At 74.1% G+C, this 23,175-nt stretch carries 24 protein-coding genes; 11 read left to right on the top strand and 13 right to left on the bottom strand.

Annotated features, from left to right (window positions below; translation table 11 throughout):
• Positions 1-33: 33 nt before the first annotated feature.
• The 3 genes from ACE1OA_RS29795 (at position 34) to ACE1OA_RS29785 (ending at position 2,859) form a co-directional block, all read left to right on the top strand.
• Positions 34-531, top strand: a complete 498-nt coding sequence (locus tag ACE1OA_RS29795; protein WP_147976960.1) for an Lrp/AsnC family transcriptional regulator — start codon at positions 34-36, stop codon at positions 529-531.
• A 40-nt stretch (positions 532-571) separates the two neighbouring features.
• The gene (locus ACE1OA_RS29790) at positions 572-2,284 is read left to right on the top strand and encodes a DUF885 domain-containing protein (protein ID WP_384874008.1); all 1,713 of its coding nucleotides are present in this window, start codon (positions 572-574) and stop codon (positions 2,282-2,284) included.
• A gap of 104 nt (positions 2,285-2,388) precedes the next feature.
• On the top strand, positions 2,389-2,859 hold the full coding sequence (locus ACE1OA_RS29785) for an Lrp/AsnC family transcriptional regulator (protein WP_356602483.1): 471 nt from the start codon (positions 2,389-2,391) through the stop codon (positions 2,857-2,859).
• Here the strand turns inward: ACE1OA_RS29785 and ACE1OA_RS29780 are convergent.
• The 3 genes from ACE1OA_RS29780 to ACE1OA_RS29770 all read right to left on the bottom strand — a co-directional run bounded on the left by ACE1OA_RS29780 (position 2,825) and on the right by ACE1OA_RS29770 (position 7,946).
• Positions 2,825-5,941 carry an AAA family ATPase gene (locus tag ACE1OA_RS29780; protein ID WP_386544967.1) on the bottom strand — a complete coding sequence of 1,039 codons (3,117 nt, stop codon included), beginning with the start codon at positions 5,939-5,941 and terminating at the stop codon, positions 2,825-2,827. The genes ACE1OA_RS29785 and ACE1OA_RS29780 overlap by 35 nt on opposite strands.
• On the bottom strand, positions 5,938-7,107 hold the full coding sequence (locus ACE1OA_RS29775; RefSeq protein WP_386544968.1) for an exonuclease SbcCD subunit D: 1,170 nt from the start codon (positions 7,105-7,107) through the stop codon (positions 5,938-5,940). Before ACE1OA_RS29775 ends, ACE1OA_RS29780 begins: the two co-directional genes overlap by 4 nt.
• Before the next feature lie 212 nt (positions 7,108-7,319).
• Positions 7,320-7,946 carry a YigZ family protein gene (locus tag ACE1OA_RS29770; protein ID WP_356779164.1) on the bottom strand — a complete coding sequence of 209 codons (627 nt, stop codon included), beginning with the start codon at positions 7,944-7,946 and terminating at the stop codon, positions 7,320-7,322.
• Positions 7,947-8,063: 117 nt separating this feature from the next.
• Here ACE1OA_RS29770 and ACE1OA_RS29765 point away from each other — a divergent pair, with 117 nt between their 5' ends.
• The gene (locus ACE1OA_RS29765; protein ID WP_356602491.1) at positions 8,064-8,486 is read left to right on the top strand and encodes a CoA-binding protein; all 423 of its coding nucleotides are present in this window, start codon (positions 8,064-8,066) and stop codon (positions 8,484-8,486) included.
• Positions 8,487-8,490: 4 nt separating this feature from the next.
• On the opposite strand, the gene ACE1OA_RS29760 is transcribed toward ACE1OA_RS29765, so the two are convergent.
• Both ACE1OA_RS29760 and ACE1OA_RS29755 read right to left on the bottom strand, forming a co-directional pair.
• Positions 8,491-9,057: a YbaK/EbsC family protein gene (locus tag ACE1OA_RS29760; RefSeq protein WP_356602493.1), complete on the bottom strand. Its 567-nt coding sequence runs from the start codon at positions 9,055-9,057 to the stop codon at positions 8,491-8,493.
• Between the two features lie 43 nt (positions 9,058-9,100).
• Entirely contained in the window at positions 9,101-9,673 is a 573-nt protein-coding gene (locus ACE1OA_RS29755; protein WP_356602495.1) for a helix-turn-helix domain-containing protein, read from the bottom strand.
• A 100-nt stretch (positions 9,674-9,773) separates the two neighbouring features.
• Here ACE1OA_RS29755 and ACE1OA_RS29750 point away from each other — a divergent pair, with 100 nt between their 5' ends.
• Positions 9,774-10,643, top strand: a complete 870-nt coding sequence (locus ACE1OA_RS29750) for a DMT family transporter (RefSeq protein ID WP_356779160.1) — start codon at positions 9,774-9,776, stop codon at positions 10,641-10,643.
• Between the two features lie 55 nt (positions 10,644-10,698).
• Here the strand turns inward: ACE1OA_RS29750 and ACE1OA_RS29745 are convergent, their stop codons facing one another.
• Positions 10,699-11,472: an acyltransferase gene (locus tag ACE1OA_RS29745; protein ID WP_432753633.1), complete on the bottom strand. Its 774-nt coding sequence runs from the start codon at positions 11,470-11,472 to the stop codon at positions 10,699-10,701.
• Positions 11,473-11,591: 119 nt separating this feature from the next.
• Here ACE1OA_RS29745 and ACE1OA_RS29740 point away from each other — a divergent pair, with 119 nt between their 5' ends.
• Positions 11,592-12,119: a gamma carbonic anhydrase family protein gene (locus ACE1OA_RS29740; RefSeq protein ID WP_432753632.1), complete on the top strand. Its 528-nt coding sequence runs from the start codon at positions 11,592-11,594 to the stop codon at positions 12,117-12,119.
• Positions 12,120-12,248: 129 nt separating this feature from the next.
• Here ACE1OA_RS29740 and ACE1OA_RS29735 read toward each other — a convergent pair whose 3' ends face one another.
• Complete coding sequence (locus tag ACE1OA_RS29735) at positions 12,249-12,920, bottom strand: DedA family protein (RefSeq protein WP_356602503.1); 672 nt, start codon at positions 12,918-12,920, stop codon at positions 12,249-12,251.
• Between the two features lie 233 nt (positions 12,921-13,153).
• Positions 13,154-13,591, bottom strand: a complete 438-nt coding sequence (locus ACE1OA_RS29730; RefSeq protein WP_356602629.1) for a DUF4442 domain-containing protein — start codon at positions 13,589-13,591, stop codon at positions 13,154-13,156.
• A 122-nt stretch (positions 13,592-13,713) separates the two neighbouring features.
• On the opposite strand from ACE1OA_RS29730, the gene ACE1OA_RS29725 reads away from it, so the two are divergent.
• Positions 13,714-14,820, top strand: coding sequence for a hypothetical protein (locus ACE1OA_RS29725; protein WP_432753631.1), 1,107 nt, complete (start codon positions 13,714-13,716; stop codon positions 14,818-14,820).
• Positions 14,821-14,893: 73 nt separating this feature from the next.
• Positions 14,894-16,327 (top strand): MFS transporter, encoded by a 1,434-nt coding sequence (locus ACE1OA_RS29720; protein ID WP_432753630.1) that lies wholly within the window; start codon positions 14,894-14,896, stop codon positions 16,325-16,327.
• Between the two features lie 99 nt (positions 16,328-16,426).
• Here the strand turns inward: ACE1OA_RS29720 and ACE1OA_RS29715 are convergent, their stop codons facing one another.
• The 3 genes from ACE1OA_RS29715 to ACE1OA_RS29705 form a co-directional block, all read right to left on the bottom strand.
• On the bottom strand, positions 16,427-17,272 hold the full coding sequence (locus tag ACE1OA_RS29715) for a spermidine synthase (protein ID WP_432753629.1): 846 nt from the start codon (positions 17,270-17,272) through the stop codon (positions 16,427-16,429).
• A gap of 142 nt (positions 17,273-17,414) precedes the next feature.
• Positions 17,415-18,584: an elongation factor Tu gene (gene tuf, locus ACE1OA_RS29710; RefSeq protein WP_356602511.1), complete on the bottom strand. Its 1,170-nt coding sequence runs from the start codon at positions 18,582-18,584 to the stop codon at positions 17,415-17,417.
• 94 nt (positions 18,585-18,678) lie between these two features.
• Positions 18,679-18,840: a hypothetical protein gene (locus ACE1OA_RS29705; protein ID WP_356602513.1), complete on the bottom strand. Its 162-nt coding sequence runs from the start codon at positions 18,838-18,840 to the stop codon at positions 18,679-18,681.
• A 151-nt stretch (positions 18,841-18,991) separates the two neighbouring features.
• Here ACE1OA_RS29705 and ACE1OA_RS29700 point away from each other — a divergent pair, with 151 nt between their 5' ends.
• Positions 18,992-19,687 carry a class I SAM-dependent methyltransferase gene (locus ACE1OA_RS29700; RefSeq protein WP_432753628.1) on the top strand — a complete coding sequence of 232 codons (696 nt, stop codon included), beginning with the start codon at positions 18,992-18,994 and terminating at the stop codon, positions 19,685-19,687.
• Here ACE1OA_RS29700 and ACE1OA_RS29695 read toward each other — a convergent pair.
• A complete protein-coding gene (locus ACE1OA_RS29695) occupies positions 19,674-20,372 on the bottom strand; it encodes a DNA alkylation repair protein (protein ID WP_432753627.1) in 699 nt (232 codons plus the stop codon). The two genes, ACE1OA_RS29700 and ACE1OA_RS29695, sit on opposite strands and share 14 nt — an antisense overlap.
• Before the next feature lie 80 nt (positions 20,373-20,452).
• Here ACE1OA_RS29695 and ACE1OA_RS29690 point away from each other — a divergent pair, with 80 nt between their 5' ends.
• Positions 20,453-21,217 carry a TVP38/TMEM64 family protein gene (locus ACE1OA_RS29690; protein WP_356602519.1) on the top strand — a complete coding sequence of 255 codons (765 nt, stop codon included), beginning with the start codon at positions 20,453-20,455 and terminating at the stop codon, positions 21,215-21,217.
• A gap of 30 nt (positions 21,218-21,247) precedes the next feature.
• On the opposite strand, the gene ACE1OA_RS29685 is transcribed toward ACE1OA_RS29690, so the two are convergent.
• Entirely contained in the window at positions 21,248-22,417 is a 1,170-nt protein-coding gene (locus ACE1OA_RS29685) for a thiolase family protein (protein ID WP_356602521.1), read from the bottom strand.
• Positions 22,418-22,520: 103 nt separating this feature from the next.
• On the opposite strand from ACE1OA_RS29685, the gene ACE1OA_RS29680 reads away from it, so the two are divergent.
• Positions 22,521-22,982, top strand: a complete 462-nt coding sequence (locus tag ACE1OA_RS29680) for a winged helix-turn-helix transcriptional regulator (RefSeq protein ID WP_356602523.1) — start codon at positions 22,521-22,523, stop codon at positions 22,980-22,982.
• Positions 22,983-23,175: the final 193 nt, after the last annotated feature.

Genomic DNA, 23,175 nt, shown 5'->3' with positions numbered 1-23,175 from the left:
AGTAGTGCGGAAACGCCGTGCTACGTTCGCCGAATGGCCGATTCTGTCGTACTGGACCCGATCGATCTGCACATTCTTCGCCTCCTGCAGAACGACGCCCGGAGCACCTACCGCGAGCTCGCCGCCGAGGTCGGCGTGGCGCCCTCCACCTGCCTGGACCGGGTGGCCCGACTTCGCCGCACGGGAGTGATCCTCGGGCACCAGCTACGACTGGATCCGGCCAAACTCGGCCGCGGTCTGGAAGCGCTCCTCCTCGTCCAGGTCCGCCCTCACCGGCGCGAACTGATCGGTCCGTTCGTCGACCGGATCCGCGCGCTGCCGGAGTCCCGCGCGCTGTTCCATCTGACCGGCCCGGACGACTACCTGGTGCACGTCGCCGTGGCCGACCCCGCCGACCTGCAACGACTCGTCCTCGACGAGTTCACCTCGCGCCGCGAGGTGGCCCGGGTCGAGACCCGGCTGATCTTCCAGCAGTGGGAGTGCGGACCGCTGCTGCCTCCCGCGGCGGGCGCTCATTTGTCGGCCGAGTGAGATCGAACGAGGGTGACGCGGGGCCCGCGCAGGCACGAGGATGAGCCTCATGCCAGAGACTTCCCGCAGCCCGCTGCCCCGCCAGGTCGCCGACACCTACGTCGACGCACTCATCGCCCTCGACCCGATCACCGGAACCTACCTGGGAGTCGCGGAGAGCGCCGGCCTCCTTCCCGACTTCTCGCCCGCCGGACAGGAGGCGGTGGCCGAACTCGGCCGCCACACCCTGCGCCTGCTCGACGAAGCCGAGCGGCAGCCGGGCGCGGACACCGATGCCGAGCGCCGCTGCGGCCGTCTGCTGCGGGAACGTCTGAACGCCGAACTCGCCGTCCACGACGCCGACGAGGGGCTGTGTACCGTCAGCAACATGCGCTCCCCCGCGCACAGCGTGCGGATGGTGTTCACCGTGATGCCGACCGAGACCGAGGAGGACTGGGCCGCGGTCGCCCGGCGGTTGCGCGCGGTTCCCGCGGCTCTGGAGGGCTACCGCGCCTCGCTCGAACTGGGCCTGGAGCGCAAGCTGCTCGGCGGCCCGCGGCCGACCGCGACCTTCGTCGACCAGCTGACCGAGTGGGCGGGCCCGGACGCCGAGGGGCGTGGCTGGTTCGAGTCCTTCGCCGCCGGTGGCCCCGAGTCGCTCGCTCCCGAGTTGCGGTCGGAACTCGCCACGGCGGCGCGCGGCGCGACCGAGTCGGTCACGGCGCTGCGGGACTGGATGCGGGACGTCTACACCCCCGCCGTCGCGGGCGCGCCCGACACGGTGGGCCGCGAGCGCTACCAGCGCTGGTCGCGCTACTTCAACGGCACGGATCTGGACCTGGACCAGGCGTACGCCTACGGCTGGTCGGAGTACCACCGCCTGCTCGGTGAGATGAGGACCGAGGCCGAGCGCATCCTTCCGGGCTCCGGCCCCTGGGAGGCGCTGGCCCATCTGGACGTCCACGGCACCCACATCGAGGGCGTCGAGGAGGTCCGGCTCTGGCTGCAGAACCTCATGGACGAGGCCATCGACGCGCTGGACGGCACCCACTTCGAACTCGCCGAGCGGGTCCGCCGGGTGGAGTCCCGGATCGCCCCGCCCGGCGGGGCGGCCGCGCCGTACTACACGGGTCCGTCCGAGGACTTCTCCCGCCCCGGCCGCACCTGGCTGCCCGTGGACGGCCAGACCCGCTTCCCGGTGTACGACCTGGTGTCGACCTGGTACCACGAGGGCGTCCCCGGTCACCACCTGCAGATCGCGCAGTGGGTGCACGTCGCCGACCGGCTCTCGCGCTACCAGGCGACGATCGGCGGGGTCAGCGCCAACGCGGAGGGCTGGGCGCTCTACGCCGAGCGGCTCATGGACGAGCTGGGCTTCCTCCCGGACGCCGAGCGCCGCCTGGGCTACCTGGACGCGCAGATGATGCGGGCCTGCCGGGTGATCGTCGACATCGGCATGCACCTGGAGCTGGAGATCCCCGCGGACTCGCCCTTCCACCCCGGCGAGCGGTGGACCACCGAGCTGGCGCAGGAGTTCTTCCAGCGGCACAGCAGCCGGCCGCCGGCCTTCGTCGAGAGCGAGATGACCCGCTATCTCTCCATGCCGGGCCAGGCCATCGGCTACAAGCTGGGCGAGCGGGCGTGGCTGCTGGGCCGGGCCAACGCGCAGGCGGCGCACGGCGACGCGTTCGACGCGAAGGCGTGGCACATGGCGGCGCTGTCGCAGGGACCGCTGGGTCTCGACGACCTGGTGGACGAGATCTCCCGCCTCTGAGGAGGCCGGCCGGGCGGGGAATCCCGCCCGTGACACGGTCCGGACCGTGAGAAGTCCCCGGGCATCGCTTGATCGCCCGGGGATTCGCCTGCTATTCGTCGGTCATGACCGGATACACACCCGACGCCACCGACCGGCGCATCCTCGACGCCCTCCAGGAGCAGGGGCGGGCCACCTTCGCCGAACTGGCCCGGGCCGTCTCCATGTCCGCGTCCGCCGTCACGGAGCGGGTGCGCCGGCTGGAGGAGACCGGGGTCATCGCCGGGTACACGGCCGTGGTCGATCCCGAGCGGCTCGGTCTGCCGATCCTCGCCTTCGTCCGGCTGCGCTACCCGCACGGCAACTACAAGCCGTTCCACGACCTCCTCGACGCGACCCCCGAGGTCCTGGAGGCGCACCACGTCACCGGCGACGACTGCTTCGTCCTCAAGGTCGCCGCCCGTTCCATGAAGCACCTGGAGGAGATCTCGGGGAAGATCATGACGCTCGGCTCGGTGACGACGAGCGTCGTGTACTCGTCACCCCTGCCCCGGCGCGCGATCAGCGGTCGAGAGGTCCCGCTCCCCCGGCCCTGAGCTTCACGGCCGAGCCGTTCCGCTCCTTGACGACCTCCAGCTGGGCGGGGATCCGGCGGCGCAGATCGCCGACGTGGCTGACGATGCCGACGCTGCGGTCCCGTTCGCGCAGCGAGTCCAGGACGTCGAGCACCTCGTCGAGGGTCTGGTCGTCCAGGCTGCCGAAGCCCTCGTCGATGAACAGGGTGTCGAGCCGTACCCCGCCGGCCTCCTCGGTGACGACGTCGGCGAGGCCGAGGGCGAGGGCGAGGGAGGCGAAGAAGGTCTCCCCGCCCGACAGGGTCGCCGTGTCGCGCTCGTGGCCCGTCCAGGCGTCGACCACGTGCAGCCCGAGGCCCGCCCGCCGGCCGCCGGCCCGGGCGTCGGAGTGGACGAGGGTGTAGCGGCCGGAGGACATCCGCTGGAGGCGGGCCGTGGCCGCGGCGGCGACCTGTTCGAGCCGGGCCGCCAGGACGTACGACTCCAGGCGCATCCGGCGCTCGTTCTCGGCGGAGGTGCCCGCGGTGAGGCCGGCGAGCCGGGCCACGCGCTCGTACGCGCCGCGCAGCGGGCCGAGGCGGCGCACCTCGGCGTCGGCCTGCCGGGAGAGCCCGGCCAGTTCGGCGCACCGGGCCCGCGCGGTGGCGAGGGCCGAGGCGGCGTCGCGCAGGGCCCGCTCGGCCGCGGTGTGCGCGGACTCCGCCGACTCGGGGTCGGCCGGCGGGAGCCGGTCCGCCGCCTGGGTGACGGGGTCGGCGAGCCGGTCGGCGACGACGGCGGCCTCCGCCTGCCAGGCGTCCAACCGGTGCTGGAGGTCGCGGCGTTCGGGCGCCTCCAGGAGGGCGGCGGCGGCCTGCTCCGGGGTGTCGAACCCGGCGCGGTAGGCGGCGTCGGCGAGCCTGGCGTCGGCCTCCTTGAGCCGCTGGGCGGTGAGTTCGACGGCGCGTACCGCGTCCGCGGCCTCCATGAGCAGGGCGATGCGCCGCTCCAGTCGGGTGGCGTGCTCGGCGACACTGCCCGAGTCGCCCCGGCCGCGGGCCAGTTCGGCGTCGAGCGCGGTCTGCTCGCGGTCGAGCGCCTCGCGCTGCGAGGTCCGGGCGGCGACCCGGCGTTCGGCCTCCCGCTGCGCCGCGAGCCGTCCTTCGTGCTCCCGCTCGGCGCGGGCGAGCGCCTCGCGTGCCGCGTGCGTCCGGGCTGCGCGCGCGTGCGCCTCGGCGTGCAGCGCGGCCAGCTCCTCGGCCTCGCGGGCGAGTTCGGAGACCGTGGGCTCGCCGGTGTCTCCCGGGAAGGCCGCGGCGTCCGGCGCGGTACGCGCCGCGGGCACCGCGCCGTCCCCGGGCGACGCGAGGAGCACGTCGGCGGCGGACTCGGGCGCGCGACCGCCCAGTACCTCGACCCGGGCGGCGGACCACGCCTCCTCGGCCACCGCGCGGGCGCGCTCCGCCTTGCCACGGGACTCCTCGGCCGCCGTGAAGGTGGCGTAGGCCGTCTCCTCCGCGGCACGGTCGACGTGGTCGGCGCCGGTACGGGCGGGGGCCGGGTGGTCGGCGGAGCCGCAGACCTGGCAGGGGTCGCCGGGCGTCAGCGCGGCCGCGAGTTCGGCGGCGATGCCCTGCAGACGGCGGGACTTGACGTCGAGCCAGGCCTCGCGGGCGTCGTTGCGGCGCTCGCGGGCCTCGGTCAGCCGGGAGGCGGCCGTGCCCACGCGCTCCGCGAGCTCGTCGCGGCGGCGGGCGGCGGCCAGCCGGCGGCGGGCCGGTTCGAGACGTCCCGCGAGGTGCTCGGCGCGGGCGGCGGCGTCCTGCGCCGACTCCACCTGCTCCCTGAGCTCCGCGCGGCGCGACTCCCAGCCGGCGAGCCAGCCGGACGCGTCCTGGAGGATCTCCTCGTCCTCGCGCGCCCGCCGGTCCAGCACGGCCCGCTCCCGGGCGATCTCGGTGCTGCGCCGCTCCGCCCGCCGCGCCGACTCCAGGCCGCCCAGCTCCTCGCGCAGCCGGTTCTCCCGGGCGGACAGCTCCTCCGCGCCCGCGTCGGCCAGCTCGGGCGGGAGCCCGCCGCGGGCCTGACGGCGGGCCGCGTCGGCCGCCGCGTGCTCCCGCTCCGCGTCGGCCCGCAGGCCCAGGGCGGGTGCCACGAGGTCGGCCTTGCGGGACCGGTCGAGGGCGGCCTGCCAGCGGTCCCGCTCGGGCCGGCGGGCCGTCAGTTCCGCCTGGCGGCGGCGGGCTTCGGCGGCCTGCGCCTGCCGGTTGGCGAGGTCCCGCTCCTCGTCGCGCGCCTGCCGGGCCGCCGTCTGCCGGCCCTCGGCGGACGCGACGGCCGACTCCGCGATGTCGAGCGCCTCGCGCGCCTCGCAGCGCGCCACGGCCGCCCGGGTCTGCACGGCTTCGGCGAGCCCGGGCTCGCCGGGGCGCTCCTCGACGGCCGCGCCTCCCGCGGCCTGCGCCATCCGGTGGGCGAGTGCGAGCAGCCGCTCGTCGCCTTCGCGGACCTGCTGCTCGGCGCCGCGCCGCAGTTCGGCGAGGCGCTCCTCGACGGCGGCGAACCGCCGCGTGTCGAAGAGGCGGCCCAGCAGCTTCCCCCGCGCCTCCGCGTCGGCGCGCAGGAAGCGGGCGAAGTCGCCCTGCGGCAGCAGGACGACCTGGCAGAACTGTTCGCGGCTCATGCCGAGGAGCTGGGTGATCTCCTCACCGATCTCCTGGTGCGACTTGCTGAGCCCGGTCCAGGTGCCGGTCCCGGGGTCGTAGGCGCGCAGCCTGCTCTGGGCCTTCTCGGTGGTGAAGCCGCCGCCCCGCTTCTTGGGCCGCGGCTGGGCCGGCAGCCGGGTGATCTCCAGCCGGCGGTCCCCCACGGTCAGTTCGAGGGTGACCTCGGTGGGGGTGCCGGCCGGGGCGTGGTCGCTGCGCAGGGAGGCGCCGGGCGTCTGCCGGGCGCCGGGCACGGCTCCGTAGAGCGCGTAGCAGACGGCGTCGAGGACGGAGGTCTTACCGGCCCCGGTCGGTCCGTGGAGGAGGAACAGCCCGGCGGAGGACAGGGCGTCGAAATCGATCTCCTGCGTGGTGCCGAAGGGCCCGAACGCGGTGACGGAGAGCCGGTGCAGCCTCATCGGGCCACCTCCCGCCCGGCCGTGTCCACGCGGACGTCGTCGAAGGCCCCGAGGAGCACCGTCCGCTCCTCGCCGTCCGGTCCCGCGCCGCCGCGTACGTGGGCCACGAAGTCCTCCGCGATCTGCTGGTCGCTGCGGTCGCGCAGCCGCTGGGCGTAGGAGGCTCCGTCGTCGCTCCCGGTGCGCTCGGGCTCGAAGACCAGGCTGAGGGTGTGGGGGAAGCGTTCGGCGAGCCGGGCCATCGGCTCCGCCGGCCGAACCGGGTCGGTGAGCGTCGCCTCGATCCAGGACTGCTCGTGGCGGGCGAGCGCGGGGTCGGCGAGCAGGTCGTCGAGACGGCCCCTGATCCGGGCGAGCGCCCGGGGCACGGGGCAGTCGACCCGCTCCTCGGCCTCGATGCCGCCGTCGGCGCCGATCTCGATCAGCCACATCGTCTTGCGGTGGTCGGCCTCGGAGAAGGAGTAGGCCAGCGGCGATCCGGAGTAGCGCACCCGGGGGGTGACCCGCTGGCTGCCGTGCAGGTGGCCGAGGGCGACGTAGTCGACGCCCTCGAAGATCCCGGCGGGGACGGCGGAGACCCCTCCGACGGTGATGTCCCGCTCGCTGTCGCTCGGCTCGCCGCCCGCGACGAAGGCGTGGGCCAGGACCACGGAACGGGTGGTCGCGGGCCGCTCGGCGAGGTCGGCGCGGACCCGGTCCATGGCGGCGCCGAGCACCGCCTCGTGTCCCGCCTTCGCGGCGCCGAACTGCTCGCGCACGAGGGCGGGTTCGAGGTAGGGCAGGCCGTAGAGGGCCACGTCCCCGTGGGCGTCCGCGAGGACGACGGGGGTGCCGACACCCGCCGGATCGGTGCGCAGGTGGATGCCGGCCCGCTCGATGAGTCCGGCGCCGACGCCGAGGCGGCGCGCCGAGTCGTGGTTGCCGGAGATCATCACGGTCGGCACCCCGGTCTCGGCGAGCCGGTGCAGGGCGGTGTCGAAGAGCTCCACGGCGGGCAAGGGGGGCACGGCCCGGTCGTAGACGTCGCCGGCGACGAGCACGACGTCGACCTCGCGCTCGCGGACCGTGGTGACGAGGTGGTCGAGGAAGGCGGCCTGGGCGTCGAGCAGGCCGACCCGGTGGAACGAGCGCCCCAGGTGCCAGTCCGACGTGTGCAGAATTCTCAAGGTGCCGCTCCGCCCCGCATGTCGTTCCGTTCCTCCGCCCCCGCCGTCACGGCACCCTCGCGGGCACCGGTGTCAGCGGCAACCACGCTAGCGCCCCTGAGCGCATGATCCACACCGCTTCCGGCACCGGCCCCGGGCGTACGCCGGATCCGGAGTGGCTCCGCGGACGGACGGACCGCCTTTCCGGCGCCGGTCCCGTACGGGCCCGGGCCTCAGGCGTCGCCGTACGCCTCGCCGCCGAGTTCGAGGGACGCCGTGCCGGCCGTCACATCCGCGAGCCAGGCGCGGAACGCGTCCACGTCGGCGTCCGGAAGCCCGATCTCGATCGTGACCGCCTCGGCGTACCGCACCTCGCGCACGGCTCGTCCCGTCGCCCGCAGGTCGTTCTCCAGTTTGCCCGCGCGCTGGTGGTCGACGGTGACCTCGGCCAGCCGGAAGCGCTGCCGGGTGAGGGTGCCGAGCGCGTCCAGCGCCTCGCCGACCACGCCGCCGTACGCCCTGATCAGGCCGCCGGCGCCGAGCTTCACGCCGCCGTAGTAGCGGGTGACGACGGCGGCGACGTAGCGCACCTCGCGCCGCATCAGCATCTGGAGCATCGGGACTCCGGCGGTGCCTCCGGGTTCACCGTCGTCGCTCGCCTTCTGGACGCCGGCGTCGGCGCCGATCACGTACGCGAAGCAGTTGTGCGAGGCGGTCGGGTGCTCCTTGCGGATGCGGGCGACGAAGTCCTGGGCCTCCTGCTCGGTCGCGACGGGCGCCAGCGCGCAGATGAAGCGCGAGCGGTTGATCTCGGTCTCGTGCACGCCCTCGCGGGCGAGGGTGCGGTACTGCTCCTGCATCCGGTCAGCCTAAGCGCCCCGGGCCGCGGCCTCCGTGACCGGGATCGGCGTGCGGGGAATCACCCCGGGCCCCGGCCGGTTCTGGTCAGACAGGAACCCAGTCACCGGAGGCAGTACATGAGCGTCGAGGCCGCGACCACCGAGTCGGAGACCGTTCGCAGGATCCTGACGGGCACGGGTGACACCTGGGCCGTCGTGGGTCTGTCGTCGAACCGGTCGCGCGCGGCGTACGGCGTCGCCGCCGTCCTGCAGCGGTTCGGCAAGCGGGTCGTACCCGTCCACCCGAAGGCCGAGACCGTACACGGCGAGCAGGGCTACGCCTCGCTCGCGGACATCCCGTTCCCGGTCGACGTCGTCGACGTGTTCGTGAACAGCGAGCACGCGGGGCGGATCGCGGACGAGGCGGTGGCCGTGGGCGCGAAGGCGGTGTGGTTCCAGCTCGGCGTCGTCGACGACGAGGCGTACGCGCGGACGCGGGATGCGGGCCTGGACATGGTGATGGACCGGTGCCCCGCCATCGAGATCCCGCGTCTGGCCTGACGGGTCAGCCGGCGACCGGGACGCCGAGGCCCTCCAGGACCTCCGCGCCGGGCAGTTGGGCGAAGGCCTTGCCGGGCACGATCAGCTTCCCGCGGCGGCGGCCGCTGCCGATCAGCACCCACGGGGTGTCGACGACGGCGGCGTCGACGAGGACCGGCCAGGACGCGGGCAGGCCGACGGGCGTGATCCCGCCGTACTCCATGCCGCTCCCGCCGGTCGCGGCGTCCATCGAAGCGAAGGACACCCGGCGGGCGCCCAGGTGCTTGCGGAGGACCCCGTTGACGTCGATCCGCGTCGCGGAGCGCACCACGCACGCGGCCAGGCGCGCCTCTCCGCCCCGCTTGGCCGCGACGATCACGCAGTTCGCGGACGTGTCGAGCAGCTCACGGCCGTGGTGCTCGACGAAGACGGCCGTGTCGGCGATCTCGGGGTCGGTGTCCACGTACAGGAGCTGGTCGGCCGGTACGGCTCCGGTCCAGGCGCGGACGGCGGCGGCGACCGGCTCGGTCAGCAGGTCGAGGCAGTCGGGGGCGGGCCGGGCGTCGTCGAAGTCTCCGATGGGTGCGCGCATGTCGGCACGCTAACAGCGCCTCCCGGCCGGGGGCCCGGGCGTCTCAGCGTACGGGCGGGATGGAGACCGCCATGGTCATCTCGACCGGCTCCTCGCCGTCGTTGCGGTACGCGTGCGGCGAGTTGGCCTCGAAGACGGCGGAGGTCCCGGCCGGCAGGGTGTGTTCCGCACCGTCGACGACCAGGGTGAGCACCCCCGCGCTGACGTGGAGCAGCTCGGTGGTGCCGTCGGGGTGCGGATCGGACGCGCTGCCCTCGCCCGGCATCAGCGTCCAGGCCCAGAGTTCCAGTGGTCCGCGCGCCTCGGTGCCGACCAGGAGCGTGGTGTGGCTGCCCGTGGAGGTGGACCACATACGGACGGCCTGGTCCGGCGGCACGAGGCGGACCTGGGGGCCCTGTTCGTAGTCGAGCAGGGTGGTGATCGAGACACCGAGGGCGTCGGCGAGCTTCACCGTGGTGCCGACGCTGGGGTTCGTACGGGCCTGCTCGATCTGGATGATCATGCCGCGGCTGACGCCGGCCCGGGCGGCCAGCGCGTCCAGCGTGAAGCCGCGCTCGTTGCGCCATCGCTTCAGGTTGCGCGCGAGCGACTGCGTGAGCTGATCGAGGTCAGACACATTCCGTCCAATATTCTGGATGACATAGTTCAATACACTGCACTACGGTGGGGTGCACCCGAATGTTCACCGCACTGTACTGCGCGACCGCGAGGATTCCATGACCGCACTGTTCGCCCTGGCCACCAGCCTGCTCTGGGGGCTGGCCGACTTCGGTGGCGGCCTGCTCACCCGGCGGATGCCCGCGCTGACCGTGGTGGTCGCCTCCCAGGCCGTCGCCGTGGTGGTGCTGGGCGCCGTCGTGATCGCCACGGGCGGCTGGAGCGAGGCGGGCCCGCAGCTCTGGTACGCGGTCGCGGCGGGCGCGGTCGGCCCGGTGGCGATGCTCTGCTTCTACAAGGCGCTGGCCCTCGGGCCGATGGGCGTGGTCTCGCCGCTCGGCTCGCTCGGGGTCGTCGTCCCCGTGTCCGTGGGCCTGCTGATCGGCGACCGGCCGGGGCTGTTGCAGTTCGCCGGCATCGGCGTGGCGATCGCGGGCGTCGTCCTGGCCGGCGGACCCGAGCTGCGCGGCGCACCCGTCCAGCGGCGCTCGGTGCTCCTCACGCTGGTCGCGGCCTTCGGGTTCGGCTCGGTGATGGCGCTGATCGCGGAGGCCTCCTCGACCCTCACCGGCCTCTTCCTGGCCCTGTTCGTCCAGCGCGTCACCAACGTGGTCGTGGGCGGTGGCGCCCTGTACGTCTCGGTGAAGCGGGGCGGGCGGGCACTGCCCGAGGACGGCGGCGGGATGCGGGTGGTCTGGGCCGCCCTGCCGGCCCTCGCCTTCGTGGGCCTCGCAGACGTGGCCGCCAACGGGACGTACTCGATCGCGGCGCAGCTCGGCCCGGTCACGGTCGCCGCCGTCCTGGCGAACCTCTACCCGGTCGTGACCGCGCTGGCGGCACGCGGGGTGCTCAAGGAGCGGCTGCGCGCGGTCCAGGCGGCGGGCGCGGGCCTCGCGCTGGTCGGCACCGTGCTGCTCGCCACCGGCTGACCGGGCACGGCGCCGGGCGCCCGGCGCACTTCACGAAGACCCGACCCCGTGCCGGTCAGGCGTCCTTCAGAGCCTCGCTCAGGTCGCCGTCCACCTCGAGTTCGAGCTGCGCGAGGGCGGCGAGCTGTTCCGGCGTCACCCCGTCCGGAATCGGCACCGGGGCCGGCGTCCGCAGCGGCGGCTGCCAGCCCTTCTCCGGGTCCCAGCTGCGCACGACACGGGCGGGGGCGCCGGCCACGACCGAGTGGTCGGGCACCTCGCCGCGGACGACGGCGCCCGCGGCGACGACCACGTTCCGCCCGATCCGGGCGCCCGGCAGGATCACCGAGCCCGTGCCCAGCCAGCAGCCGGGCCCGATCTCGACCGGCTCCGAGCGCGGCCACTGCCGCCCGATGGGCTCGTGCGGGTCGTCGTAGCTGTGGTTGGTCGACGTGACGTACACGTACGGCCCGCAGTAGGTGTCCGAGCCGATGGTCACGTTGGTGTCCGCGATGACGTGGCTGCCGCGCCCGAGGACGACGCCGTCGCCGAGGGTCAGGACGGTCTCCGTGCCGAGGTCGAGGCCGGGCATCATGCCGGCCGTGAGCGTGACCTGTTCGGCGATGATGCAGCACTCGCCGATCTCGATCCACTCCTCGCCGAAGACGGTGCCCTGCGGGAAGGCGAGCCGGGTGCCCGCGCCGAGCCGGCGGAAGCGGAGCCGCCCGGGATGCTCGGCGGTCACGGCACCGGCCTGCTGCGCCCAGCGCCAGCCGCCCTGCAGGGCGCGTGCGACGACACGACGCCGCCAGGCGGCGAGAGACGAGAACGTGTTTCTGTTCCTGGGCACCCGCACACGGTAGTCGCCGCCGTCGTGGCAGTTCAGTGCGGTGCCCTGTGATGTCGGTCATGGGACACCCCCTACAGTTCCCCTGGCGTGACGCACGTGCGAGCGATCGGGAGCGAACGATGACAGAGGCGTTGATCAAGGGTGTGGGCGGCCAGGAGCCGCGGATCGATCCGACGGCGTTCACCGCGCCGACCTCCGTCGTGCTCGGCGAGGTCACGCTCGGCGCCCGGGCCAGCGTCTGGTACCACGCGGTGCTGCGCGCGGACTGCGGGCCCATCGTCGTGGGAGAGGACGCCAACATCCAGGACAACTGCACGGTCCACGTGGACCCGGGCTTCCCGGTCACCATCGGGGACCGGGTGACGGTGGGGCACAACGCGACCGTGCACGGCTGCACGGTCGGGGACGACGTGCTGGTCGGCATGGGCGCGACGATCCTGAACGGCGCCACCATCGGCGCCGGCTCGCTCGTCGCCGCGCAGGCGCTGGTGCCCCAGGGGATGCAGATCCCGCCGGGCTCCCTGGTCGCGGGCGTCCCGGCCAAGGTCCGGCGCCCGCTGACCGAGGAGGAGCAGGCGGGCATCCGGCTCAACGCGGAGATGTACCTGCACCTGGCGAAGGGCCACGCCGAGGCCTTCGCGGACTGAGCGCGCGGTCCCGCGGGACCGGCCCGCGCCGAAGAGCCACGCGGAAGGGCGCGGCCCCCGTACCGGGAGCCGCGCCCTTTCTCGCGTCGTCGCGCGCCGCCGTCGTCGTGCTTCCGCCGCGTGCCGCCGTCAGTCGGCGACCGGCACCGGCTCCGGCGACGCCCCGGCGGCCTGCTCCTTCGCGGCCTCGGCGCGGGCCACGGCCTTCTTGGCGCGGTTCTTCAGGACCAGCATCGAGGTGAGGCCGATCAGGACGGCGAGGACCAGGCCCAGCCAGGAGAAGCGCTTGAGCCACGCCTCGGCGACCACGCCGACGGAGTAGACGACGGCCGTGGTGCCGCCGGCCCAGAGGATGCCGCCGAGGACGTTGGCGGTGAGGAACTTCCAGTACGGCATGCGCAGGACGCCGGCGAGCGGGCCGGCGAAGATGCGCAGCAGGGCGACGAACCGGCCGAAGAAGACCGCCCACATGCCCCACTTCTCGAAGGACCGCTCGGCGAGCGCGATGTTCGCCTCGCCGAAGTGCTTGGGGAACTTCCCCCCGAGCCAGGCGAGCAGCGGCCGGCCGCCCTTGCGGCCGATCGCGTAGCCGATGGAGTCGCCGACGATCGCCCCGACGGTGGCGCACGCACCGAGGATGTACGGGTCGATGGCGCCGTGCTGCGAGGCCAGCAGCGCGGAACTCACGAGGACGATCTCGCCCGGCAGGGGGATGCCCAGGCTCTCCAGCCCGATCACCACTCCCACCAGCGCGTAGACGGCGACCGCGGGGATCGTCTCCAGCCACTCCTGGACGTGCACGCGGGGTTCCTCCCGTATCGACGGTGTCGGCCCGTGGCCGCGGCGCGCGGCTGCTGCGCGCCGGGGCAGCCTACCTGGTCACCCCCGCCGGACCTCGAATCGGACGGGCGGCCCCGAGGCCGCCGGGCAGGGCTCCCCGAGACCGCCGGGGCGGGGCGGCCGGAGGGCTCCGGAACGCGTCCGCCCCCGGACCCGGGAGGCGGGTGCGGGGGCGGACGACGGCGGCCGACGGGTCAGGAGTTCGGGCGCAGGGTCCAGACGACCGTCATCTCGCCGGTCTCGGCGCCGTCCTCCCGGGTGAGGGAGATACGGACCGGGAACTCGGGGCGCAGCCCCTCGTCCAGCTCGGCGACGACCTCGGCGGCGGGGCGGCCCAGCGTGGCGGTGGCGGTCACGACGCCCATGGCGAGCTTCTTGTAGCCGATCTCCGCCTTCACGGCGAGCGGCACCGCGCGGCTCAACTGGTCGCCGAAGGCGGCCAGGACGATCGCGCCGCTGGCGGACTCGGCCAGCGTGAACATGGCTCCGGCGTGCGGGCCGCCGACGTGGTTGTGGTAGTCGGCCTGGTCGGGCAGCCGGACGACGGCACGCTCCGGAGTGGTCTCCTGGAACTCCAGCTTGAGGGTCCTGGCCATGGGAACCGTGGCGGCGAGCATCTCGCCGACGGACATCTGATCTGCGCTCATGAGCCGATGTTACCCACGAGTAGCAGGGAAGGCCAGAGTCCGCACTCGCACGCCCGTGCGGGGGCGGGCGTAGCCGGGGCATCGCCGCACCTCTATGGTTACTGGCCATGTGGCCAGGACAGCAGCCGCCCGGGGGCGAGCAGAACCCGCAGGACCAGAATCAGAACCCGTACCAGCAGCCGGGTTACCAGCAGCCGAACCCGTACCAGCAGCCGGGCTATCAGCAGCAGCCCGGCCAGCAGCCGGGGCAGTCGGGACAGCCGGGGCAGCCGGGGCAGCCGGGGCAGCCGGGCTACGGCTATCCGCAGCAGCCGACGCAGCCCGCCTACCCGCAGGCGAACCCGTACCAGCAGACCGCGCCGCAGTACGCGATGCCGGGTCCCCCGCAGCCGGGCGGTCCCGACGGCGGCAAGAAGAAGCAGACGACCCTCGTCGCGATCGTCGCCGCCACCGCCGTGGTGGTCGCGGCCGGCGTCGCCGGCTTCCTCGTCCTCGGCAAGGACGACGACAAGAAGACCGACGCGGGCGGCGACCCCAAGCCCACCGCCTCGGCTCCGGGCTCCCAGTCCGCCTCGCCGTCGCCGTCGATCGACAACCCGCGCGACGACGCCGAGCAGCAGCCGACGATCCCCGGCTGGAAGGTCGTGCACAACCCCAAGTACGGCACGCTGTTCGACGTGCCGCCCGGGTGGGAGGTGGCGAAGCCGGGCGTGATCACGTACTTCGAGGACGAGAAGAAGAACGACGGTTCCCCCGTCGTCACGATGTCCTCGCCCGCCCACTTCAAGAGCAACTGGTGCTCCTTCGACACGGACAAGAACGGCACCCCGTCGACCTGGGGTCTGAGCACCGCCGGCACCAAGGGCGGCCAGGGCGCCAAGGACACCGCGGAGGCCGCCTTCAACGAGGCCGGCAACTGGGTGTGGGCCGGCTACGCCCAGCACATGCCCAAGGGCACCATCAAGATCACCAAGGCCGTGCCCTACACGACCAAGTCCGGTCTCTCGGGCAGCGTGTCGACGGCCACCGCCCCGGGGATCAAGAAGCGGAACAAGTGCGAGTCGGACGGCAAGTCCCTCGCGTTCTCCTTCAAGAACGCCAAGGGCGACTTCTCGTCGTTCGTGATCTACGCGGCCGACGGGGTCAAGGACGAGCTGCCGGACGCCACCATCCAGCAGATCCTCACGACCGTGCGGCTCGCCCCGGCGTCCTGACGGTAGTCGCCGGCCGGCCCGGCGGACGGCACACGGTTTGGCAGTGGGGGGCGGCGGCAGGGATAGTCCCGGGGTGAGAAATTCCGCCGCCTCCCCCCGCACGTCGTCGCGCCCCCGCCGCCCCGAGTGGGCCGGGCGCAACTACGTGCTGCTGACCGCCGCCGCGGTCGTCACCAACCTCGGCACCCACGGTGCCCTGATCGCGGCGGCGTTCGCCGTGCTGCAGTCCGGCGGCGACGGCGGGGACGTGGGGCTCGTCGCGGCGGCCCGCACGCTGCCGCTCGTGCTCTTCCTGCTCATCGGCGGCGCGATCGCCGACCGGGTGCCCCGGCACCGGGTCATGGTCGCCGCCAACGCCCTCAACTGCGTCTCGCAGGCCGCCTTCGCCTATCTGGTGCTGGCGGGCGAGCCGCAGCTGTGGCAGATGATGCTGCTGACCGCCCTGTGCGGCACGGGTCAGGCGTTCTTCAACCCGGCCGCCGAGGGCATGCTGATGTCCAGCGTCAGCGGCGACCAGGTCAGCCGCGCCTTCGCCCTGTTCCGGATGGCCATGCACGGCGCCGGCATCGGCGGCGCGGCGCTCGGCGGCGCCATGATCGCCGCCTTCGGGCCCGGCTGGGTGCTGGCGATCGACGCGGCGGCCTTCGCGGTCGCGGGCGCCCTGCGCGCGTTCCTCGACGTCAGCCACATCCGGGAACGCGAGGGCGGCGGCGGTCTGCTCGCCGACCTGCGCGAGGGCTGGCAGGAGTTCGTCGGCCGCCCCTGGCTGTGGTCCATCGTCGCCCAGTTCTCCATCGTGGTCGCGCTGGTCGGCGCGGCCGAGTCGGTGTACGGGCCGCTGGTCGCCCGGGACGAACTGGGCGGCGCCCGGCCCTGGGGCCTCTCGCTGGCCGCCTTCGGTGTCGGCACCCTGGTCGGCGCGCTGCTGATGATGCGCTGGAAGCCGCGCAGGATGTTGCTGGCCGGCACTTTGTGCGTCTTCCCGATCGCGCTGCCCTCGGCGGCCCTCGCCGTGCCGCTCGACGTGTACGGGCTCTCCGCGGCGATGTTCGTCAGCGGCGTGGCCATCGAGGTGTTCGGCGTCTCCTGGATGACGACGCTGCACCAGGAGATCCCCGAGGACAAGCTGTCGCGGGTCTCGGCCTACGACTGGTTCGGCTCGACGGCCATGCTCCCCCTCTCCACGGCGCTCGCGGGCCCGGCCGAGGGCGTCTTCGGCCGGCACGAGGCCCTGTGGGGATCGGCGACCCTGATCGTGGTGGTCACGGCTCTGGTCCTGCTCGTCCCGGACGTCCGCAATCTGACGCGCCGGACGAAGCGGATCGCCGCCGCGCTGCCCGCGGATCCGGACGGATCCGGGGCGCCGACCGCGCCGGCGCCGACCGCCGGCCTCCCGAAGCCGATCACGCCCACGGAGGCCGTCGGTCCGGCCGCGCCCGTGGAAGCCGTCGGTCCGGCCGCGCCCGCGGCGCCCTCGGGACCTCCGTCGGCGCACCCGGCGGACTGATGCGATGGTTCGCCGCCGGGCGCCCGGCCGCCCGGCAAGAGTGACAAGGCGCTCCCCGGGGTCCCCGCCTCGTTCGGCGCCCCGCGGCCGGCCGGTCCGTCAGCCCACGCTGAAGGCGCCCGACGGCGGCACCGGGGACGGCACCGCGTCCGTGTCCCCGACCGGCAGGGCGCCCGCCGTGAAGCGGTCGAGGGCGGCCCCGTACTCCACGCGCGCGGGAAAGGCGTCCGCCGCGGCCCGCCGGGCGAGGCGGGCCGTGTCGATCTCGCGGTCGGAGGCGACGAGGACCGCGTTGCCGAAGCGCCGGCCGCGCAGGACGGCGGGTTCGGCGATCAGCGCGAGTTCGGGGAAGACCGTGGCGAAGGTCGCCAGCTGGGAGCGGAGGAAGTCGAAGGGGGCTCCGTCGGCCAGGTTGGCGGCGTAGAGCCCGCCCGGTCGCAACGCCCGCCGGGCCGCCGCCGCGTACTCGGCCGACGTCAGGTGCGCCGGTACCCGCGAGCCCCCGAAGACGTCGGCGATCAGGACGTCCACGGACGCGGCCGGAGCGCCCTCCAGCCAGGCACGGGCGTCCGCGCCGTGCACGGTGACGCCCGAACCCTCCGGCAGCGGCAGGTGTTCGGACACCAGCTCCAGGAGCCCCCGGTCGGCCTCGACGACGTCCTGGCGCGAGCCGGGCCGGGTCGCCGCGACGTAGCGCGGCAGGGTGAGGGCCCCGCCTCCGAGGTGGAGGACGTCCAGCGGCGCGCCGTCGGCGGCGGCGCCGTCGAGGACGTGGGCGAGCCGGCGCGCGTACTCGAACTCCAGGTGCGTCGGCTCGTCCAGGTCGACGTACGACTGGGGCGCGTCGTCGACCGTCAGCAGCCAGGCACGCTCGCGGTCCACATCGGGCATGAGCCGGGCGGTGCCCCCGTCGACGTCCCGGATGACCGGTATCTGCTCGTTCACGCTCTCATTGTGCCCGCGGTCCGAGGCCCTGGGCGCACGAGCCGGCTGGGCCGGCCCGGCGACCGCCGCATGTCACCACGCGACGGAGGCCCGCGTTCCGCGGCTGCGGAACGCGGGCCCCCCTCGGTTCGTGGACGCCCCGTCAGCCGACGCTGGTGACCGTGCCGGCCCCGACCGTGCGTCCGCCCTCGCGGATCGCGAAGCCGAGACCCGACTCCAGGGGCACGTCCCGACCCAGCTCGACGGTCATGGTGACCGTGTCGCCGGGGCGGGCGACCGCCGTCTCGCCGAGGTCGACGTCTCCGACGACGTCCGCGGTCCGGATGTAGAACTGCGGCCGGTAGCCGGTCGACACGGGCGTCGTCCGGCCGCCCTCCTTGGCCGACAGGACGTAGACCCGGGCGGTGAACCTGCGGCTCGGCGCGACGCTGCCGGGCGCCGCCACCACGTGACCGCGGCGGACCGTGTCGCGTGGCACGCCGCGCAGCAGCAGGGCGACGTTGTCACCGGCCTCGGCGACCTCCATGGGCTTGCCGAAGGTCTCGACGCCGGTCACGACGGTCTCCGCGCCGGCGCCGAGCACCTCCACCCGGTCCCCCACCCTGACCGTGCCGCGCTCGATCGCTCCGGTGACGACGGTGCCGCGGCCGGTGATGGTCAGCACGTTCTCCACCGACATCAGGAACGGCGCCTCGACGTACCGCACGGGCATGGGCACGTACGTGTCCACCGCGTCGAGCAACGCCTCCACGGCCGCCGTCCAGCGCGGGTCGCCCTCCAGGGCGCGCAGGCCGGAGACCCGGACCACGGGCACGGTGTCGCCGCCGTAGCCGTGGGCGGTCAGCAGCTCCCGTACCTCCAGCTCCACCAGGTCGGTCAGCTCGTCGTCCCCGGCGTCGGCCTTGTTGAGGGCCACGACGATGTGGTCGACGCCGACCTGACGGGCCAGCAGGACGTGCTCGGCGGTCTGCGGCATGATTCCGTCCAGCGCGGAGACGACGAGGATGGCGCCGTCGAGCTGGGCCGCGCCGGTGACCATGTTCTTGACGTAGTCGGCGTGGCCCGGCATGTCGACGTGCGCGTAGTGCCGGGTGTCGGTCTCGTACTCGACGTGCGCGATGTTGATGGTGATCCCGCGCTGGGCCTCCTCGGGCGCGCGGTCGATGCGGTCGAACGGCACGAAGGTGCCGGTCCCGCGCTCGCTGAGGACCTTGGTGATGGCGGCGGTCAGGGTGGTCTTGCCGTGGTCGACGTGGCCCATGGTGCCGATGTTGAGGTGCGGCTTGGTGCGGACGTAAGCCGTCTTGGACATGGTTCGCTCGTTCCTTGAGCTCGAAGCGTGTGCGGGGACCCCGGGGCCGGACCGACCCTCCCCCTGCGGGGTCCGCCGGACGATCCGGGGAGGGTCAGCTTCGGGCGCCGTCGAGGACGAGGGCGGTGGCGGCTGCCGCGACGACCGCGGCGGCTGCGGTGACGGCTTCGGCGGACGTGGTCACGCCGGGAGTGACGGCAGCCTTCGGCGCGGCCGCGACTGCGGGCCGTGCTGCGAGGAAGGCGTACCGGGACATGTCCCCGATCATCGTGGGGCGGGGCCGTCGGCGTCGAACCATTTTCGCCGGGCCAGTCGCCAAGGGACCAGGGCGCCCGGTCGGCGGCGGGTTCCGGCCGCGAGTCGTCGGGGCGGGCCCGTTGTCGGTGGCGGGCGGCAGAATCGTCCGCATGACCGACTCCACCGCCATCGCCGCCTACTGGGACACCGCCGCCGCGTGCTTCGACGACGAGCCGGACCACGGGTTGCGGCCCCGGCCGACCCGGGACGCCTGGTCGCGACTGCTGTCGTCCTGGCTGCCCGCCACACCCGCGGACGTGCTCGACGTGGGGTGCGGCACGGGCTCGCTCTCGGCCCTGGCGGCCGCGGCGGGCCACCGGGTCACCGGAGTCGACCTGTCGTCGCGCATGGTGGCCCGGGCCCGCGAGAAGCTGCGGGCGGCCGGGCTGCCGGGCCGGTTCCTGGTGGGCGACGCCGCGGCACCGCCCGTCGGCGAGGAGCGGTTCGACGTGGTGCTGTGCCGGCACCTGGTGTGGACGCTGCCGGACCCGTCGGCCGCCCTGCGCGCCTGGGCGGCCCGGCTGCGCCCGGGCGGCATCCTCGTGCTCGTCGAGGGCCGTTGGGGCGAGGCCGCGGAAGGCGCGGTGCCGTACGTGGACGGCGCCGAGGCGCTGCCCTGGCACGGGGGCGTCACCGCCGCCGACCTGGCGGACGCCGTACGCCCGCTGGTCGGGCGGATACGCGTCGAGGACCTCGCACCGCGCACCGAGCTGTGGGGCGCGGCGGTCCGCGACGAGCGCTACGCCCTGATCGCGGAGCTGCCAGCGGCCGGGGAGTCCCCCGCGGGACCGCCTACAGGTTCTTGAGCGCCTCGCGCACGGAGAGCGGGGAGAGCCGGTCCCGGTTCTCCTCGACGAACGCGCGCACCTCGTCGGGGTCGGTCTTGGCGTACTCGCGGAGCGACCAGCCGATCGCCTTGCGGATGAAGAAGTCGGGGTGCCCGGAGCGGCGCAGGCAGTAGGCGAAGAGCCGTTCGGTGTCGGTGGCCTGCTTGAACCGCAGCTGGTGCAGGATCGCGGTGCGCGCGACCCACAGGTCGTCGTCCTCGATCCAGTCGTCCATCACGGCCGCGAGGGCGGGGTCCGCGGCGACGAGCCCGCCGACCACGTGGGCGGCGAGGTGGTCGACCGTGTCCCACCAGGAGACGGTGGTGACGAGCCGCCGCGCCACCGGCAGGAAGCCGGACGAGCAGTGCTTCACGTGACGACGCAGGTAGTCGACGGCGAAGTAGTGGTACTCGCGCTCGGGCAGCGCGAAGCAGCGCAGGGCGACCGCGGTGCAGTCGTCCTCGTCGGGTCGCGGGACCCCGTCGAGGACCAGGCGGGACAGGGCGCGCCGCTCGGGGGTGCGTACGCCGAGGAAGGGGGCCACACCCTTCATGTACGCCACCATCTCCTGGGCCCTGAACGGATTCCCGGCTTCGGGGTACAGCCGGGTGAGCCGGGCCAGCACGGTGTCGGCGAGGGCGCTGTCGGGCACGGTGACGGTCATGCCGTCACTGTAGGCGTGCGGTCGCGCGGGCATGACGGACGTTACGGCGATCACACGGGCCCGTCGGTTACTCTCCCCGGATGTCCGACCCCGTCGCCCGGCCGCCGGTCTCCCTCGCGCTCCGTTGCTCCCGGAGCCTGCTGTCGCCGTGGTCCCGCCTGTCCCTGCTCGCCGTGCTGCTCCTGGGCGCGGCGACGACGGTGGTGCTGTACGAGCCGCAGCGCCTGCTGGCCGAGGGCTGGCCCCCACAGGTGGCCGGCGCGGGCGCCGTGGTGCTGTTCGGTGTCGCGTACGGCGTGTGCACCGCCGCGTTCGTGCCGCGGCCGATCCTGAACCTGGCGGCGGGTGCGCTGTTCGGCACCCAGGCCGGGCTGGTCGCGGCGGTGGCCGGGACGGTGCTGGGGGCGGGCATCTCCTTCACGCTCGGGAGGGTGCTGGGCCAGGACGCGCTGCGGCCCCTGTTGCGCGGCCGGTGGCTGAAGGCGGCGGACGGGGTCCTCAGCCGGCACGGCTTCCGGTCGATGCTGGCGATCCGGCTCTTCCCCGGTGTGCCCTTCGCCGCGGCCAACTACTGCGCGGCGGTGTCCCGCATGGGATACGTCCCGTTCCTGCTGGCCACGGGCCTCGGGTCGATCCCGAACACCGCCGCGTACGTGGTGGCGGGCAGCGAGGCCGGCTCGCCGACCTCGCCCGCCTTCCTGATCTCGACGGGGTTCATCGTGGTGTCCGGCCTGGCCGCGGCGGTCGTCGCCTGGCGCAAACGGCACGGCCTGCGGGCGCCGGCCCCGGCCGCACCGCAACCGGCCAGGACCCTGGTGGGCGCGGCGGGGCGGGCCGACGACTAGGTCCTGTCCGGCCCGAGAAGACCACCCGGCCTACAGCGCCTCGACGATCATCGCGTTCGCCAGGCCGCCCGCCTCGCACATGGCCTGGAGTCCGAAGCGGGCGCCCCGCGCCCGCAGTGCGTGCACCAGCGTGGTCGTCAGGCGGGTGCCGCTGGCGCCGAGCGGGTGGCCCAGCGCGATCGCGCCGCCGTGGACGTTGACCTTGGCCGGGTCGGCGCCGGTCTCCTGCTGCCAGGCGAGTACGACGCTGGCGAACGCCTCGTTGATCTCGAAGAGGTCGATGTCGCCGATGTCCAGCCCCGCCCGGCGCAGTACCTTCTCGGTCGCGGGGATGACCCCGGTCAGCATGAGCAGCGGGTCCGAGCCGGTCACCGCGAAGCTGTGCAGCCGGGCGAGCGGGCGCAGTCCGAGCCGTTCCGCGGTCTCGGCCGCCATCACGAGCACGGCCGAGGCGCCGTCGTTCGTCGGGCTGCTGTTGCCGGCGGTCACCGACCATTCGATCTGGGGGAAGCGCTCGGCGAAGACCGGGTCGCTGAAGGCCGGGCGGAGTCCCGCCAGGATCTCGGGCGTGGTCGCGGGCCGCACCGACTCGTCGCGGCGGACGTCGCCGTACGGCACGACCTCCGCGTCGAAGAGTCCGGCCTCCCATCCGCGCGCCGCCTTGGCGTGCGAGGCGGCGGCGAACGCGTCCATGGCCTCGCGGCCGAGGGACCACTTCGCGGCGATGAGCTCCGCGCTGATGCCCTGCGGGACCAGGCCCTCGGGGTAGCGCTCGGCGACGCCGGGCCCGAAGGGGTCCGCACCGGGCGGCACGTTGGACCACATCGGGACGCGGCTCATCGACTCGACCCCGCAGGCCACGGCGATGTCGTACGCGCCCGAGAGCACGCCCTGGGCGGCGAAGTGCACGGCCTGCTGGGAGGAGCCGCACTGCCGGTCGACGGTGGTGGCGGGCACGGACTCGGGCAGTCCGGCGCCGAGCCAGGCGTACCGGGTGGTGTTCATGGCCTGCTCGCCGACCTGGTCGACGGTGCCGCCGATCACGTCGTCGACGAGGGCCGGGTCGATGCCGGCGCGCTCGATCAGCGCGCCGAGGGTGTGGGAGAGGAGGGCGACGGGATGGACGTCGGAGAGGGCTCCGCCCGGCTTGCCCTTGCCGATGGGCGTCCGGACGGCTTCGACGATGACGGCGTCTCGCATGACACGGCTCCTGAGTTGGAAAACTGGACCAACACTCGCAAGTAACATAGCCCCGCGAGTTGGAATTTCAAACCCTCTCGGGGAACTGCCTTACCCTGGGCTCATGAAGGCCGCTCCCCGCCCCTGCTCCATCGCCGACGCCCTCGCCCTGGTGGGCGAGAAGTACGCGCTCCTCGTGCTGCGCGAGATCTCGCTCGGCGTGCGCCGCTTCGACCGCATCGCCCGCAACACCGGGGCCCCGCGGGACGTCCTCACCGCGCGCCTGAAGCGGCTCGTCGAGGCCGGGATCCTGGAGAAGGTGCCGTACAGCGACCGTCCGCAGCGTTTCGAGTACCGGACGACACCGGCGGGCGAGGAGCTGCAGCCGGTCCTGCTCACCCTGATGAGCTGGGGCGACCGTCATCTGGACCGGACGGTCCGGCCGGTCCTCCTGGAGCACCGCTGCGGCGAGGTGCTGAGCCCCCGCGTCGTGTGCGCGCACTGCGGCGACGACGCGGACGCCGCGAGCCTCACCCCGCACGTGCAGGCGCCCGGCTGGACGACGGCGGGCCCGGTCGAGAGCTGACCGCCCGGACGGTCCGCCCCGGGGACACCCCGTCCCGGACCTGGGAACGGGCTCGTCATCTTGGGGAGGTACGCTGCGCACCGACCGGCGGGGGATCTCCGATCCCACCGCCACGGCCGTGCGCCGTGACCTCGCGTGACCCCACGTGAGCCACGGGCACGGCCTTCGGCGTGACCGCAGCGCGACCCTCCAC

It is taken from the genome of Streptomyces sp. JL2001, from assembly GCF_050917515.1.
Taxonomy (GTDB): domain Bacteria; phylum Actinomycetota; class Actinomycetes; order Streptomycetales; family Streptomycetaceae; genus Streptomyces.
This window is presented reverse-complemented; position numbering and strand designations above follow the sequence as displayed.